Consider the following 14040-nt stretch of genomic DNA (forward strand, 5'->3'; position numbering starts at 1 on the left):
GTCGAAAATCGGCAATTCTTCGTTGCGGTGCCTGCTGACGAGCAATGCCTGAGATCGTCGGCCGAACTGCTAGTCACGCTCCAGCCAGAATAGCTCGCCGCTTGGCTCGTGGAGAAAACAGGCAGCATCGATCAGACGGAGCCCCTGTCCTGACTTCAACATCCAGTGGCGAGCGCCGATCTGGGTGCGTACCCCACGACGGGTGGCGATGGTCGCCAGATAGCGATACTCGATGGCGGTGAACGCCGACCCGTCCTCGCCCTTCACTGCGCAACGCCGCAGTTCCTTGCGTTCGGGTCCGGCATCCGCCACCGGCGGCATCAGAATGGGCGCGTCGGAAGAAATTTGCCGTTCAACGTGATGACGACGCGCTCTCCACCTTCCCGGTCCTCTTCCCGACCGACGGTCATCTTGAAGTTGATCGCGCTCATGATCCCGTCGCCGAAGCGTTCATGGATCAATGCCTTCAGCGTCGTTCCATAGACCTGCACGATCTCGTGGAAGCGATAGATGGTGGGGTCGGTCGGCGGCTGCACCGACAGACTACCGCGCATCGGAATCGCCTGGAGATCAAGCGCGGCTTGATCAGGCAATCCGAGCTTCTCGACGACGCGGGTCGCCACGTCTTCGGGAAGCGGATGCTGGCCAAGCAGGGCGGCAGTCACGAACTCGGTGCTGATCCCGGTTCCCTCGGCGATATCGTCCCAACTCAAACCCTTGGCGCGCTTGGCCTCCAGGGTGGCCTCCGCGAGGTTTGCCCGCGCTTCGGGCGAGATATGCGTGTGTATCATCGCTGGTCTCCTTTGACGCGCTCAGGCGGCGGCGTGGGTCTGCTCGAGCTGATCGACGGTCTCGGCCGTGGTCCAGATGGCGTGAGCCAGGAACCGGAAGTTGATCAGGGCCGCAAGATAGCCGTCGCCCTCCGGCAAGCGTGGCCCGGCCGTTGCGTCACGCACCACCACCACCTCGAAGCCCTGCTCAACGAGCTCGCGCAGGTGCGATTCCACGCAGAGATTGGCTGCCATGCCGGCGAGGATGACCTGGGAGACGCCACGCTTGCGCAGCTGGAGCGAAAGGTCATTGCTCTCGGGGCCATAAACCTTGTGCGGTGACGCGATGATCGTGTCGCCATCGAGAATATGGTCTTTGAACGCAGGCAGGAAGTCGGCGCCGCTATTCTCGAAGCCGTCCAGCGATAGTGGCCCCTTTCGCCCGAACATCCCGATCCCGTGCATTACCTTCTCGAGCGGACCACCGAACCTCCAGGCGTGATCGGTCGGATAGTAATAATGAGGCGAGACAGCGACGGTGATGCCTGCAGCCTTGGCGGCCTCGAACAGCTGCCGCAGATGATCGACAGTGCCGTTCTCGGTGATGCTCTCGCCGAAATAGGGCCAGCTCACCCCCTCCGGGCTCAGAAAGTCGATCTGGGGGTCGACGACGACAAGGGCCACCTTCGTATGATCAAGCGCAAACCCGGTGGCGGGCAGCACAGGGTCAGTCGGGTCGGCATAGAGCGGATTGCCGATGTTCACGTCATCCAGAGCCATGGAATCCTCCTGTCTCGCTGTTCGATCAAGTGGTCTTCGGGCGTTTCGGGAGAAAGACCGAGAGAAGCGCCTCGAACCGGGCGAAAGCGGTGGGGCCGCGCTCGACCTTGGCCCGCATCACGGCACCCTCGAAGGCTTCCACCAGCACTGCGGCGAGCGCTGCCGGCTCCAGCCCGGATTGCAGCGTCCCGTCCGCCTGAGCACCCTCAAGGCACGCGGCAAGAGCTGCATCCCAACGGCGAAGCAGCAGGGCGGCACGCTCGCGCACCGGGTCGCTGGTGTTGCCGAGCTCGAGCGCAAGATTGCCGATCAGGCACCCCGGACCAAACCCGGTGTCGGCGTGCATCTGGGAGAGCCCACGAAAAAAAGCTCTCACCCTATCGGCCGGATTGAGGCGCCGGTCGTCGAGCCTGGCCAGATGGTCGCGCTCGATCTCTTCCCAATAGGCGTCCAGAATCGCGAGTCCGAACCCCTCTTTTGTCGCGAAGTAATTGTAGAAGGATCCCTTGGGCACGCCGGCTGCGGTCGCAACGTCCTGCACGCCGGTCGCATGAAAGCCCTGGCGGCGGACGAGATCTCCGCCGGTTCCAACCAGGCGGGCATGGGTCTGTGGATTCGCTGGTCTTGCCATGAGATAATAGATAACCAGTCGCTTTATCAGCGTCAAGCGGGATTCTGAGCGCTTGTCGGGCGCCGCACCTGTGACGCCGGAAATTCTTCTGGCGGCGTAACTCAGCGAGGCGTCCCGGCGAACCCATGATTGTCGCCGCCCCTGATCCCCGCACGGCGACAATGCCGTCCCCTCGTGCCCGGTTGCTCCTGGACGTGGCACGAGGACAGACGGCCTGTGAAACGGTGCCGGGCGGCCCCCCTGTCGCCCGGCACCGCGAGCTACATCGCACCGCCGTCCGGATTTCTTCACTAACCGCGATAATGATTTTCCCATAAGCCCGATTATCATCGGATTGGCATCAACTATCGTCGCAGCAACCACCTCACAAAGCTGGAAGCCGACGAAATGAAGAATGTCCCTGGATCATCGCCGACCGGATCATCCACATGGTCTGCCCTGACTTGCATTGCGCTTCTCCTGGTCTCCGGCGCGACCGTGGCGGCGCGGGCCCGGGCGGCACCGAGCACGCACCAAGGATCCCTCGGCGCGTCCGATCGGCAGCGCGACGCGCACCTCGCCGCGGCGCTCTCCTCGACCGTGCGCACCGCCGCCGATCGCGCGCGCGACCATGATCGCCACCCCTACGAGACGCTGCGCTTCTGGGGTCTGCGCCCCGGGATGACGGTCGTCGATCTGCAGCCCGAGGGCGGCTACTGGACCCGTATCCTGGCGCCTTATCTCGCCAGGACCCGCGGCATCTATATCGCGGGCGTCCCGGATCTCGGAAACGACCGGTGGCGGAACCTGCTGGTCGGAGGGAATGGCGGCGATGAACCCAGCCGAGCCGCTTTTGCTCGCCTGGGGCCCATCCGTTATGCGACCTTTGGGCCGCGATCCGGCTTGCTGGCGAGACCGGGAAGCGTCGACCTGGTCCTCGCCTCCCGCGAAGTGCATCAGTGGCTGCACGAGCGTTATGCCGACAAGGGTTTCCGCGACGTCTATCGCGCGCTGAAGCCGGGAGGCATCCTCGCGATCGAGGAACATCGCGCTGAGCCGCAGATCGATCCGGTCCTGACCGGAGATCCATTCACTGGCTATGTCCCGACCAGGGTCGTGATCGCCGCTGCGACGAAAGCCGGCTTCGTGCTCGACGCATCGTCCGAGATCAACGCCAATCCCACGGACATCAAGACTTACCCCCTGGGTGTCTGGACACTCAAGCCCACCCAGCTCAGCGAAATTCCAGGTCAGCCGACCGTGAGCGCGGCGGACCGGGTCCGTTTCGACGCGATTGGCGAGAGCGACCGCATGACGCTGCGTTTTCGCAAGCCCCTTTCCCCTGCCCCCGCAACCCGCGGCTGACACGTCACGCTTTGCTGGCACTCAACTCTGGAGACTTTAGATGAACACGATCCATCAAGGCCCGGCGTTGTTGCCGGCCGGCCGGACCTTCTTTGGCCATCCGCTCGGACTCGGCCCCCTCTCGTTCGCCGGTTCGTTCGAGCGCTTCGCTTATTATGGCATGCAGTCGCTGCTTGTGCTCTACATGACGCACTGGCTGCTTCAGCCCGATCATGTCGGGCAGGTCTGGGGCCTTGCCGCTCTCGAGCGCTTGCTCGGCAACGGTGATATGCACCAGTCGCCGCAAAAGCTCGCCTCCTACATCTTCGGGCTCTACGCGGGGCTCGCTTATCTCACGCCGATCATCGGCGGCGCGATCGCGGATCGCTGGGTCGGCAAGACCCGCGCCGTGGTCGCCGGGGCAGTCATGATGACGATCGGCCATATCCTGATGGCGTTCGATCGTACCTTTCTGCTCGCGCTTCTCTTCCTGCTGCTGGGGCTCGGCGCGTTCCGCAGCAATCACGCCGGGCAGATCGGCGCCTTGTATCGGGCCGGCGACGAACGCCGCTCGGACGGTTTTCAGCTCTACATGTTCGGTGTCCAGATCGCCGGTATCCTGGCGCCGCTTGTCTGCGGAAGCCTCGGCCAGGATGTCGCGTGGCGGTGGGGATTCACTGCCGCCGGCGTCGGCATGACGATCGGTCTGATCATCTACGTGGCGGGCCTTGGGACCATCCCGGTGAACTCGCCCGCGCGCGCCGGCAATCAGCCTGTCCAGCTCACGAAGCATGATGTGCGCAACATCGCCATCCTCATCCTTCTCCTGCCGGTGCTTACCATAACCCAGATCGGCAACCAGCAGACCTTCAACGCCTATCTGATCTGGGGCGAGGCCAATTACGACCTGATGCTGTTCGGGCACATGCTGCCAATCACCTGGCTCTTGTCCTTCGGGGCGGTGATCAGCACCGTGGTGATGGGTCTCTCGGTCGCCTTCTGGCGCGCTTGGGGTCGCCGGCGGCCCGAGCCCAGCGAATTGGCCAAGCTCACGATCGGTGCAGCATTCTCGGCGCTCGCGCCGCTCGCGCTGGCGATCGCGACAAAGAACGCCGGGGCTCCGCACCAGGTAGCCCTGGGGTGGGCTCTGGCCTTCCACATCCTCAACAATATCGGCTTCGCCCACAGCCTGCCCGTCGCGCTTGCGCTATACTCGCGCATGGCGCCGCGTGGCACCTGCGGGACCATGATCGCGCTCTGCTATCTCCACCTCTTCGCCGCAAACCTCCTCGTTGGTTGGCTGGGTGCGATGTATGAGCCGAGCTCGGCCGTATCCTTCTGGCTACTGCATTCGGGCCTGATCGCCGGAGCTGCAATTGTTTTGCTCGGCGTGTGGCTGGTACTGGGCGGCCAATTTGCGGCCGGGCCGCAGAAACTCACCGATCGCGCCACCACCATTCGCGATTCGCTCGAGGCGATCGCAGAATGAAGCCTCTGGACGGGAGCCAAGAACCCCACTCCCCGCCTGGTGGAGCATCCGTGGACCTACGGTTTCGTGATCCGCCGGCGAAGTTCGGCCAAAGGTGCCCGATCGTCAAAGCGCGTGCCGCCCTGCGCGTCCATCCCGACGCCGAGTTGCCGGAAAAGATCGCTCAGGTCCGTATCGATAGGCTGCTCGGCAAACCGGACATAGAGATCCTGCAGGGAGCGCGTTCCGGCCGCCATGTCACCGACCGCCATCAGCTGCTCGGGCGACCACTCGACCGTGTTTCCGCCGCTCTCACGGTTGATGCGCTGCAGGGCATTGCGCAGGGAATATCTCCCGCCGCTGTCCTGGTAGATTGCGATGTCGGCGAGCAGCCAGAAGGTTGCGCCGCCCCAGTAGAGCCGGCCCCAGGCGCGGGTTCCGTCCATTCCCGGGTCGTCGGCCTTGGGCGTGCCCTTGGGCATGCCGAGGATCGACTCCCGCCACACCTCCTCGACAGGCAGTTCGCCGACCAGCGCCCGGGCGATCGGTTCGACATAGGTCGCATTGCCCTCCTGGAGCCACAGCGCTCGGCGAGGAAGGTTCGGGAGGGCTGTGTGGACCATCTCATGGACCAGCACCCAATCGCGATGGAAGGCGGTCGCATCGGCCGCTACGCCGACATGAATCCGGGTCGCGGTGCCGGCATAGCCGAACGTCGTTGCATGGCCGACGTGATCGCCGGGCTCGGCAATCACCAATAGCCCATAGTCCTTGACCGGATAACGGCCGAAATAGGCGGTTACCGCAGCGACCGCGGTGCGTACCCAGGAGACCACGCGATCGCGATCGAGGCCGGGTGCTCCATCGGCAAACACGAGGTTGATCGTGCCGGCTCCGACACGGAGGATCTGACCCGGCTGGCGCCGCAGGGCGCCATACATGTCGTCCGGATCGTCATAGCTCGGTGCCGCGATCGCGCCCGCGAGCGAAGTGATCCCGAACGCAGCAGCGCCGAGACCCATGACCGCGGCACGCCGGTCGAGACGCAGCACGGTCAGCGCAGCGGCGTGGCGGCGAAACTGCGCAGCTGAGCGCCGTCGGTAATGCCGACGATGCGGCCGACCTCCTTGTTGCCCTTGTAAGCGATGAGGGTGCTCTGCTTGGTGATGCCGAGCACCTTCTTCTCCGCCGTCTGGTTGTCATAGTCGAGCCGGAGGATAGTGAGGTTCTTGTAGGCCGGATCGGTCGAGAGCTTGTCGATCGTCGGAGCCTGCGCACGACAGGTCGGGCACCAGGGCGCGAAGGCATCGACCAGCACCGGTTTGCCCGCCGCCTGCGCAGCCTTGAGCGCGCCGAGGCTGAAAGGCTGGACCGGCTGTGCCTGAAGAGGCGCCGCGATAACAGCCAGCGCTGCAATGGGGAGGAATCGAACGAGGGACATGGATCTGCTTTCCTGTTGCGTGGAACCGTTACCGCTGGTTCGTTTCCGATGGCCGCATGGTTACGCGGGCCTCACAAGATGTTAGCGGCTACCAGCGCCGCCCGCCGCGTCCCTCCCGAAGGAAGACGAGGTCAGGTCGGCCGGGGCACGCGGACCGACAACGTCGGACGCCGATGGGGCGAGCCTGGGCTTGCCCGTCAAAGGCCAGCCATGGACCCCATCATGGTTCCCGCGACGGACACCGCGCCGATCACCAGCATCGCGACCAACGCAACGCCGGAGCCCAGAAACGGCAGCGCCGCGGAAAGAACGGGACGGTAGGATTGAGCGTACATAATCTGTCTCCAGTGCTTGAATGTCGATACCCAGAGATCCGCTCGCGAGGGCTGTACAGTTACAGATGCCCCCAAAAAGAGACCAAGCCGGCAACAAATAATCTGGTCGAGGCAAAGTCGCGACATGGCTCGTAACCGGGAAGGCGACACGATCGTATTGCCGTTGGATCTGGACCGGAGACGTTGATGAACAAGATCAAGACGGCTGATACCCTCGACGCGCCGGATCGTGGTCTTTTCCTTGTCGGCTTTGTCGCCGGAAGCGACGGCCCCTGGCGGATCGAGAGCATTTCCCCCGTGATCGGAGACAGTCTTCCGAAGGCCACGCACCTGAGCATCCGCGAGGCGGATACCACGATCACGGACGATGCGAGCTGGGTCTTGCGTGGCACCACCAGCAATGGACGCTATGTCCATCAAACCGAGCAGCAGCGGCTGCTGGACCGACAGGAAGGTCTCGGCCGCGATCGAGCTACGCGGGCGGCGCTGATCCCGATCCTCAAGGCGAAGGCGTGGTGGGACTTTGCACAGGACGAGCGCCGGCAGATATTCGAAGAGCAATCATCGCATATCGCCATCGGCATCGAGTACCTGCCCGCGATCGCTCGCCGCCTCTTCCACTGCAGGGACCTGGGTGGGCCGTTCGACTTCCTGACCTGGTTCGAATACGCGCCCGAGCACGTCACCGGCTTCGAAATGCTGGTGGAGCGGCTGCGCAGTACCAGGGAATGGACGTTCGTCGAGCGTGAAGTCGATATTCGCCTGATCCGGGAGTGATGGCACGCATCGTAAGGTGCACCATCGACGCCGTTTAGCGTTCGATGAAGACGCCCGGACGCTCGCGCGTATCGACGCGCAGTTCGAAGATATCGGGCCGGGAATAATGACCCGCCGTGTCGAGATAGAGCCTGCCTTCCGCGAGCCTATCGAGGTCGATCGCGGCATGTAGCGTCCTTGAATCGCCAGGTTCGGCGGCTGCGATCAGCGACGTATCGGGCGCGATCACAGCGCTGGCACCGGACTTGAGCAATTGGTGGTCGGAAGGGATCGATTCCAGCAGGCTTCGGGCAGCCTCCTCGCGCACGCCGAGGCTATCGAAGCCGTCCAGTACTTCATTGCGAGCAAGCACCGTCCCGGCCGCGGCGACAAAGCACTGCCCCTCGAAAGCATAGTGACGGCTGGCGAGCAAATGGAGTTCGGTGACGGCCGGCCACAACGCGAAATGGAGAACCTCACCCTCGTTGTGCCGCGCAGCGCGAGCCAGCGGCATCCAATGCTCCCAGCAGATGAGCGCGCCAAAGGGGCCGAAGTCACTTGGCCAGGGACGAAAATTGCTTCCGTCCGCGGCCGCCCAGACCAGGCGCTCATTGTGAGTGGGCATGATTTTTCGGTGGACATCCCGACCACCCTCCGGGGTGAGACGCAAGGCGGTGTTGAAGATGCTGGCGCCGCGACGTTCCTGGATACCCATCACGATCTCGACCGAGAGTTCAACCGCAAGGTCGGCTAGGCGTCCGATCTCGGGTCCGTCGAGCGTGGGACAGTTGGCATAGAGAAGCCGAAAGAGGATTTCGGCTGGACGATGACCCCACAGAGCGGAGCCCGGGGCCTCGTCCAACCAGACAGGATAGCCAGGTAGCCACGCCTCGGGGAAGACGATCAAGCTGGCGCCGTCTGCCTTGGCGGCGCGGACGAGTTGCTCAGCTTTTTCGACACTTGCCGCAAGATTGAGAAAAACCGGCGCCTGCTGAACGATCGCAATTGGGATACCAGCCATTTCTCACTCACCCTCCCTGCTATGTACAGCATCGCAACACGTCCGCGACCCTCACGCTGAACTCGCAATGCTTCTACGTTCGATGGGATGGCCCGGATCGTTACGAAGCAAACTCCTGCGTAACCGAATGGCGGGTCGCTTCGAATAGGTAACTGACTCGCGGCGTGGAGGCCCGTCGGTCGAGTGTTCGACGGAGCAATTCATGAATACCGAAATGTTGATTGCGGAGCTTGCCAGCGACCTGCACCCGGTGCCGGCCGGCAGTTCTCGTGCCCACCTGCGCAAGGGGCTGATCTCTGGTGCCGCCATCGCCGCTGCCGCGGTGGTGCTCTGGCCGTCTCTTGGGATTCGCCATGATCTTGGCGAGGCGATGTCGACTGGCATTTTCTGGGTGAAGCTACTCTATAGCGGCTCGCTGGTGTATCTGGGTTTCCAGGCGCTTGATCGTCTTAGCCGGCCGGACTCACGGCCGGTGCATTGGGCGAGGCTGTTCGCCGTTCCGCTCGTCATGCTCGCTGCCATCACCCTGCTCCGGCTGGGCGCAGCGCCAGCCGACAATGGCGAGGCATTCTGGATGGGGTCGAGTTGGGCGCAGTGCCCGCTCTATGTCGCCGGGCTTTCGGCGCCCGTGTTCTTCGGGCTGCTTTGGAGCCTTTCGCGACTGGCTCCGACCCAGCTTGGGGCGGCAGGCGCGGCCGCCGGGCTTGTCGCGGGCGGCACGGCCGCCACGGTTTATGCGCTGCACTGCACCGAGAGTTCGCCCGGCTTCGTCCTTCTCTGGTACTCGTTGGGGCTCGGCGTAGCGTCACTGATCGGCGCGGCGATCGGTCGAAAAGTGCTCCGGTGGTGAAGCAAGGGGGCCGCCATGTGGGCGGCCTCCTGCCGGATGTGGAATTCATATCAACTTTGGGAGTGACACATGGGGAAGGTCTTCGCGCGTTCGATGCTCGCAGGATTGATGGCGGTTGCGGTCCTCTCGGGGCCTGCGTTGCATGCCAATGACGCCGCGAGGCAGACGGCTGCGGACCCGGCCCTCCGGAGTGCAATCGATGCCAAATTGCGCCCGGCCGGCGATCGCGCACGAGATCGCTTTCGGCATCCGTATGAAACGCTGCAATTCTGGGGCGTCAAACCGGGGCTGACGATCGTAGATCTCCAACCGGAGGGTGGATATTGGACGGAAATCCTTGCGCCCTATCTGGCGAAGGCCGGAGGCACCTATATCGCCGGCGTGGCCGATCTCGATGACCCCAAGGTTCCAGGCGGCCTCAAGGTCGATCGCCGGCGCTTCGAGACGAAGCATGCGGATGCCTCCATTTATGGCAATATCCGCTACGCCGCTTTTGGCGCAATTTCGGGGCCGCTCGCACCGCCGAATTCGGTCGATGTGATCATCTCGGCCCGAGAAATCCACAACTGGATCCATCTCGGCTTCAGTGACAAGGCGATGAGGGACATCTTCACCGCGCTGAAGCCAGGCGGATTTTTCGCTGTCGAGGAGCATCGCGCCGAACCGAAGACGGCCGAACTAACCGGGCCGGGCCAGTTCACCGGCTATGTCGCGACACAGACCGTCATCGACGCCGCGACGAAGGCCGGGTTTATTCTCGATGGTTCCTCTGAGATCAACGCCAATCCCAAGGACAGCAAGGACTATCCCTTCGGCGTCTGGACATTGCCGCCGGCGCGGTTGAGCGCGGGGCCGGGCCATCCGTTTCTGAGCGACAAGGAGCGCGCGCGCTATGACGCGATCGGCGAAAGCGACAGGATGACGTTGCGTTTTCGCAAGCCGGTCTGAGCCAGCAGATTTTCCGGGGGCATGTAACCCAAGCACCAGGCAGAACGAACCTGCCAGTGTGCCGGGCCGGACACTCCCCCCAATGGCCGACCCGGTACGCCGCTCAGGAGTATATTCGTGTCGAAAGAGACTATAGCGCCATTTCAGGGTTTTGGACTGGGTTTGCGCATCCCGCACTTCCAGAATTTTCTGAATGAGGCGGTTCCGGTCGATTTCGTCGAGATCATCTCCGAAAACTTCATGGTTGCCGGCGGGCGCCCGCTCCATGTGCTCGACCAGGTGCGCGAACGTTGGCCGGTCGCGATGCACGGCGTATCGATGTCGATCGGATCGGCGGATGGCGTCCGCCCCGACTATCTCGAGCGTTTGAAGACCCTCGCCGATCGTGTGGACCCGCTATGGGTCTCGGATCATCTGAGCTGGTCGCGGATCGAGCACGTCAATTCCCACGATCTGCTTCCGCTTCCATTCACCGAGGAGGCGCTCGACACGGTCTGCGCGAACATCCACCATGTGCAGGACGTCCTGGAACGTCCCCTGGTTCTCGAAAATCCGTCGACCTATCTGACCTTCGCCGATGATCAGATGCCGGAGTGGGCATTCCTCACTGAAATGACCCGTCGGACCGGCTGCTACCTGCTGCTCGACGTGAACAACATCTATGTCAGCGGCACCAACAACGGGTTCGACCCCTATGAGTATCTTGCGGGTGTCCCCGCGGACCGCGTCCGGCAAGTTCACCTCGCCGGTCACAGCCAGGGCCGCCATCGCTTGATCGATACCCATGACCAGCCAGTTCCCGATCTCGTCTGGGAGCTGTTCGGACGGATATATCCCCGCCTCGGGCCGGTCGCGACGATGATCGAGCGAGACGACAAGATCCCGCCGCTGGCGGACCTGCTGGCCGAGCTCGACATAGCGCGCGGAATCGCAACGCGCGTGGCGGAGGCGGCATGAGCCTGCTTGATCTGCAGCGTGGCTTCATCGGCTTCCTGCTCGACCAGCCGAGCGAGATTCCGGTTGCGGTCGACGGTGATGCGGGACCGGGTCTCGCTGTTTACCACAACGCCTATAGCGCGCAGCTCGTCGATTGCCTCAAGGACAGCTACGAGCGTCTCTGGGCGTGGCTCGGCGACGAACGGTTCGAGCAAGCCGCGCGCCACCACATCGCCCAGCATCCTCCCCATAGCTGGACGCTGCGTGATTATGGCGGGGGTTTTTCCGACACGATCAACGCGCTCTATCCTGGGGACATCGAGGTCGGTGAGATAGCTGCGCTCGATTGGGCTTTGCGCCGGGCGTTCGACGGTCCGAACGCGGTCGCCTTCGACCCCCAGCGCCTTTCCGATGTCGATTGGGAGGATGCCGTCATCGATTTCGTGCCGACACTCGACCTCCTGCCCGTCAAGACGAATTGCGGTGCCATCTGGAACGCGATCGCGGCCGGCGAGGACGTTCCTCCCGCCGAGATGCTACCCGAACCGGCATGGATCCGTGTGTGGCGCGTAGACTTGCAGCCGCATTTTGCGACCATCGAACAGACCGAGATGGGGGCGATTCAGCTCGCCGTGTCTGGCCTGAGCTTCGCGCGCCTGTGTGACCGCCTGGCCGAAGAGAACGGCCTCGAAAGCGCGGTAGAAGCTGCCGGGGGATATCTTGCCTCCTGGCTTCAGGACGGGCTGATCGCCAACATTCGATAAATCACCCGAACCGGTTGTCCACACCGCCGACCAAGGAGGCCAACATGATCCGTTTCTATTTTCACCCCACCCCCAATCCCGCCAAGGTCGCGCTGCTGCTCGAGGAAGCCGGGCTCGAATATGAGCTGGTTCCCGTGGACACGAGCAAGGGAGAGCAGCACCTTCCAGCCTATCTCGCTATCAACCCTAACGGCAAGGTTCCGGCGATCGTCGACACCGATGGGCCAGGCGGCAGGGAAGTCCGCGTGTTCGATTCGAACGCGATCCTGCTTTACCTGGCGGAAAAGGTGGGCAACTTCCTCGGTGACCCGGCGGACCGGGCCGAGTTGCTGTCCTGGCTGTTCTTCGTCTCCTCGGGTCTCGGGCCCTTCTCGGGGCAGGCCGTTCACTTCCAGCGCGCCGCGCCTTCGGGACTCGATTACGCCGTCAACCGCTACCGGCGCGAGGCGGACCGCCATTACGAAGTGCTGGACGTGCATCTCGCCGACCGCCGCTTCATCGTCGGTGAATATTACACGATCGTGGACATGGCGGCATGGGGTTGGATCGACCGGGCGCAGTTCGTCCTGCCGGGCGCCGAAAATCCCCTGGCGGCCTATCCCAACATCGAACGGTGGTTCGCCGACATCAATGCGCGGGTAGCTGCGGAACGTGCCCGCAAGGTGGGCACCGACCACGCGTTCAAGAGGGAGTTCGACGAGGAGACCAAGAGGGCTCTCTTCCCTTCTAACTACCCGAAGGAAGCGTGAGGAAGAGACAATGGATATCGAAGGCAAGCGCGTTCTGATTACAGGCGGCACAAGCGGCATCGGTCTCGCCACGGCACGGGCGCTTGCCGCTCGCGGCGCCCGATTGGTGGTGACTGGACGCCGGCGGAATGCGGTCGACGAGGCGGTGGCGTCGCTGCGCCTGGCGGGCGCCGAAGCAAGTGGCGTATCCGCGGACGTTTCGACCGAGGAGGGCCGCACTGCGACCCTCCTCGGCGCGACCCGCTCGCTCGGCGGCCTCGACATTTTGATCAACAATGCCGGCGCCGTGCGGGCCGGCCGTCTCACCGATATGCGTGAGGACGAGATCCGCACGATGGTCGAGGTCGATCTCGTCGCTCCGATCCTTCTCACGCGTGCGGCCTTGCCTGCCCTCAAGGATGGCGCTGGTGGCATGGTGGTGAACGTCACCTCCGCGATCGCGTTGATAGCCATGCCCTTCTATGCGACCTACGCGGCCGTGAAGGCTGGCCTTTCCAGCTTCAGCGAGTCCCTTCGCCGCGAACTCAACGGCGAGGGTGTCCGCGTTCTTACCGTCTATCCCAGCGGGACCGACACGCCGATGATGGCCACCAACAGAGCCGGTCCGGATGTCGGTTTCTCCTTGGAACCGGCGGAGCATGTGGCCGATGCCATCGTCGCCGGCATCGCGTCCGACGCGATTGAGGTGATCCGGGGAGGGCCGGAGCGTCAGGCCCTGATCGATCTCAACCGGAAAGACCCGCTGGCCGTCGATGCGCGCTTCCTGTCGATCAAATCGGCGTTCGAGGAGGGTGTGAAATCACACTCCGCGCTGTAGCCGGAAGTCAGTCTACCCCATTCGCGAAATGCAGTTTAGCCGTATCGAGGAAGGTTCGCACATTGGGCGAGCTTCGGCGGCTTGCCTGGAACACGAGGTTCACCGGCACCGGTGGCGGCTCAAGCTCGGCCAATACGGGCCTCAGCCGGCCTGCCGCGACGTCCTCGGCGACCTGGTAGGACAGCGTCCGGACGATACCCAATCCGGCGCGAGCGGCCGCGATCGCTGCGTCCGCGCTATTGACCGTGAGCCGCGGCGCGATGCGAATGGTGGGTTTACCGGTCGCGCCAAAGCGCCATTCGCTATTTGCGCCGGCGAGCTGGTCGAACGAGATCAGAACATGCTCGTGGAGTTCGGTTGCTGACTTGGGCTCTCCATGCTGTGCGAGATAGGCGTCACCTCAAGGTTTGTTCGCCAGACAACGATTTCTCGGACATAAGCGGAACATGGG

At 63.4% G+C, this 14040-nt stretch carries 17 protein-coding genes and 1 pseudogene; 9 read left to right on the plus strand and 9 right to left on the minus strand.

The window, feature by feature from the left end:
• Positions 1-69: 69 nt before the first annotated feature.
• The 4 genes from NTCA1_RS24310 to NTCA1_RS24325 are packed head-to-tail and all read right to left on the minus strand — an operon-like array spanning position 70 to position 2181.
• Positions 70-321 carry a hypothetical protein gene (locus NTCA1_RS24310; protein WP_159832051.1) on the minus strand — a complete coding sequence of 84 codons (252 nt, stop codon included), beginning with the start codon at positions 319-321 and terminating at the stop codon, positions 70-72.
• Positions 321-791: a cyanase gene (gene cynS, locus NTCA1_RS24315; protein WP_159832052.1), complete on the minus strand. Its 471-nt coding sequence runs from the start codon at positions 789-791 to the stop codon at positions 321-323. The genes NTCA1_RS24310 and cynS overlap by 1 nt, the downstream gene beginning before the upstream one ends.
• Positions 792-812: 21 nt before the next feature.
• The gene (locus tag NTCA1_RS24320) at positions 813-1550 is read right to left on the minus strand and encodes a cysteine hydrolase family protein (RefSeq protein WP_159832053.1); all 738 of its coding nucleotides are present in this window, start codon (positions 1548-1550) and stop codon (positions 813-815) included.
• A 25-nt stretch (positions 1551-1575) separates the two neighbouring features.
• A complete protein-coding gene (locus NTCA1_RS24325) occupies positions 1576-2181 on the minus strand; it encodes a TetR/AcrR family transcriptional regulator (RefSeq protein WP_159832054.1) in 606 nt (201 codons plus the stop codon).
• Between the two features lie 387 nt (positions 2182-2568).
• Here NTCA1_RS24325 and NTCA1_RS24330 point away from each other — a divergent pair, with 387 nt between their 5' ends.
• Together NTCA1_RS24330 and NTCA1_RS24335 are read left to right on the plus strand one after the other, a co-directional pair.
• On the plus strand, positions 2569-3525 hold the full coding sequence (locus tag NTCA1_RS24330; RefSeq protein WP_236549549.1) for a class I SAM-dependent methyltransferase: 957 nt from the start codon (positions 2569-2571) through the stop codon (positions 3523-3525).
• Positions 3526-3565: 40 nt separating this feature from the next.
• Positions 3566-4993 carry a peptide MFS transporter gene (locus NTCA1_RS24335; protein ID WP_159832055.1) on the plus strand — a complete coding sequence of 476 codons (1428 nt, stop codon included), beginning with the start codon at positions 3566-3568 and terminating at the stop codon, positions 4991-4993.
• Between the two features lie 56 nt (positions 4994-5049).
• Here the strand turns inward: NTCA1_RS24335 and NTCA1_RS24340 are convergent, their stop codons facing one another.
• The 3 genes from NTCA1_RS24340 to NTCA1_RS24350 form a co-directional block, all read right to left on the minus strand.
• Entirely contained in the window at positions 5050-6024 is a 975-nt protein-coding gene (locus NTCA1_RS24340) for a hypothetical protein (protein WP_159832056.1), read from the minus strand.
• 2 nt (positions 6025-6026) lie between these two features.
• A complete protein-coding gene (locus NTCA1_RS24345; protein WP_159832057.1) occupies positions 6027-6413 on the minus strand; it encodes a thioredoxin family protein in 387 nt (128 codons plus the stop codon).
• 197 nt (positions 6414-6610) lie between these two features.
• A complete protein-coding gene (locus NTCA1_RS24350; RefSeq protein ID WP_159832058.1) occupies positions 6611-6748 on the minus strand; it encodes a hypothetical protein in 138 nt (45 codons plus the stop codon).
• A 186-nt stretch (positions 6749-6934) separates the two neighbouring features.
• On the opposite strand from NTCA1_RS24350, the gene NTCA1_RS24355 reads away from it, so the two are divergent.
• Positions 6935-7525: a chlorite dismutase family protein gene (locus tag NTCA1_RS24355; RefSeq protein WP_159832059.1), complete on the plus strand. Its 591-nt coding sequence runs from the start codon at positions 6935-6937 to the stop codon at positions 7523-7525.
• A gap of 34 nt (positions 7526-7559) precedes the next feature.
• On the opposite strand, the gene NTCA1_RS24360 is transcribed toward NTCA1_RS24355, so the two are convergent.
• Positions 7560-8525, minus strand: a complete 966-nt coding sequence (locus tag NTCA1_RS24360) for a carbon-nitrogen hydrolase family protein (RefSeq protein ID WP_159832060.1) — start codon at positions 8523-8525, stop codon at positions 7560-7562.
• A 202-nt stretch (positions 8526-8727) separates the two neighbouring features.
• Between NTCA1_RS24360 and NTCA1_RS24365 the strand changes: the two genes are divergently transcribed.
• The 6 genes from NTCA1_RS24365 to NTCA1_RS24390 all read left to right on the plus strand — a co-directional run bounded on the left by NTCA1_RS24365 (position 8728) and on the right by NTCA1_RS24390 (position 13589).
• On the plus strand, positions 8728-9375 hold the full coding sequence (locus tag NTCA1_RS24365) for an NrsF family protein (protein ID WP_159832061.1): 648 nt from the start codon (positions 8728-8730) through the stop codon (positions 9373-9375).
• Between the two features lie 69 nt (positions 9376-9444).
• Entirely contained in the window at positions 9445-10323 is an 879-nt protein-coding gene (locus NTCA1_RS24370) for a class I SAM-dependent methyltransferase (protein ID WP_159832062.1), read from the plus strand.
• A gap of 132 nt (positions 10324-10455) precedes the next feature.
• Entirely contained in the window at positions 10456-11280 is an 825-nt protein-coding gene (locus tag NTCA1_RS24375) for a DUF692 domain-containing protein (protein ID WP_236549550.1), read from the plus strand.
• Complete coding sequence (locus NTCA1_RS24380) at positions 11277-12023, plus strand: DNA-binding domain-containing protein (protein WP_159832064.1); 747 nt, start codon at positions 11277-11279, stop codon at positions 12021-12023. The genes NTCA1_RS24375 and NTCA1_RS24380 overlap by 4 nt, the downstream gene beginning before the upstream one ends.
• A 44-nt stretch (positions 12024-12067) precedes the next feature.
• Entirely contained in the window at positions 12068-12772 is a 705-nt protein-coding gene (locus NTCA1_RS24385) for a glutathione S-transferase family protein (RefSeq protein WP_159832065.1), read from the plus strand.
• A 10-nt stretch (positions 12773-12782) separates the two neighbouring features.
• A complete protein-coding gene (locus tag NTCA1_RS24390; RefSeq protein WP_159832066.1) occupies positions 12783-13589 on the plus strand; it encodes an SDR family oxidoreductase in 807 nt (268 codons plus the stop codon).
• A 7-nt stretch (positions 13590-13596) separates the two neighbouring features.
• Here the strand turns inward: NTCA1_RS24390 and NTCA1_RS28565 are convergent.
• Positions 13597-13971, minus strand: a pseudogene (locus NTCA1_RS28565) (LysR substrate-binding domain-containing protein); the annotation flags it as partial.
• Positions 13972-14040: the final 69 nt, after the last annotated feature.

Source organism: Novosphingobium sp. TCA1, from assembly GCF_009811895.1.
Classification (GTDB): domain Bacteria; phylum Pseudomonadota; class Alphaproteobacteria; order Sphingomonadales; family Sphingomonadaceae; genus Novosphingobium; species Novosphingobium panipatense_A.

Bases quoted from the DNA above. Each gene is read 5' to 3' on its own strand.
- NTCA1_RS24310 (WP_159832051.1), bottom strand. From the start codon at position 321: ATGCCGCCGGTGGCGGATGCCGGACCCGAACGCAAGGAACTGCGGCGT.
- cynS (WP_159832052.1), bottom strand. From the start codon at position 791: ATGATACACACGCATATCTCGCCCGAAGCGCGGGCAAACCTCGCGGAG.
- NTCA1_RS24320 (WP_159832053.1), bottom strand. From the start codon at position 1,550: ATGGCTCTGGATGACGTGAACATCGGCAATCCGCTCTATGCCGACCCG.
- NTCA1_RS24325 (WP_159832054.1), bottom strand. From the start codon at position 2,181: ATGGCAAGACCAGCGAATCCACAGACCCATGCCCGCCTGGTTGGAACC.
- NTCA1_RS24330 (WP_236549549.1), top strand. From the start codon at position 2,569: ATGAAGAATGTCCCTGGATCATCGCCGACCGGATCATCCACATGGTCT.
- NTCA1_RS24335 (WP_159832055.1), top strand. From the start codon at position 3,566: ATGAACACGATCCATCAAGGCCCGGCGTTGTTGCCGGCCGGCCGGACC.
- NTCA1_RS24345 (WP_159832057.1), bottom strand. From the start codon at position 6,413: ATGTCCCTCGTTCGATTCCTCCCCATTGCAGCGCTGGCTGTTATCGCG.
- NTCA1_RS24350 (WP_159832058.1), bottom strand. From the start codon at position 6,748: ATGTACGCTCAATCCTACCGTCCCGTTCTTTCCGCGGCGCTGCCGTTT.
- NTCA1_RS24355 (WP_159832059.1), top strand. From the start codon at position 6,935: ATGAACAAGATCAAGACGGCTGATACCCTCGACGCGCCGGATCGTGGT.
- NTCA1_RS24360 (WP_159832060.1), bottom strand. From the start codon at position 8,525: ATGGCTGGTATCCCAATTGCGATCGTTCAGCAGGCGCCGGTTTTTCTC.
- NTCA1_RS24365 (WP_159832061.1), top strand. From the start codon at position 8,728: ATGAATACCGAAATGTTGATTGCGGAGCTTGCCAGCGACCTGCACCCG.
- NTCA1_RS24370 (WP_159832062.1), top strand. From the start codon at position 9,445: ATGGGGAAGGTCTTCGCGCGTTCGATGCTCGCAGGATTGATGGCGGTT.
- NTCA1_RS24380 (WP_159832064.1), top strand. From the start codon at position 11,277: ATGAGCCTGCTTGATCTGCAGCGTGGCTTCATCGGCTTCCTGCTCGAC.
- NTCA1_RS24385 (WP_159832065.1), top strand. From the start codon at position 12,068: ATGATCCGTTTCTATTTTCACCCCACCCCCAATCCCGCCAAGGTCGCG.
- NTCA1_RS24390 (WP_159832066.1), top strand. From the start codon at position 12,783: ATGGATATCGAAGGCAAGCGCGTTCTGATTACAGGCGGCACAAGCGGC.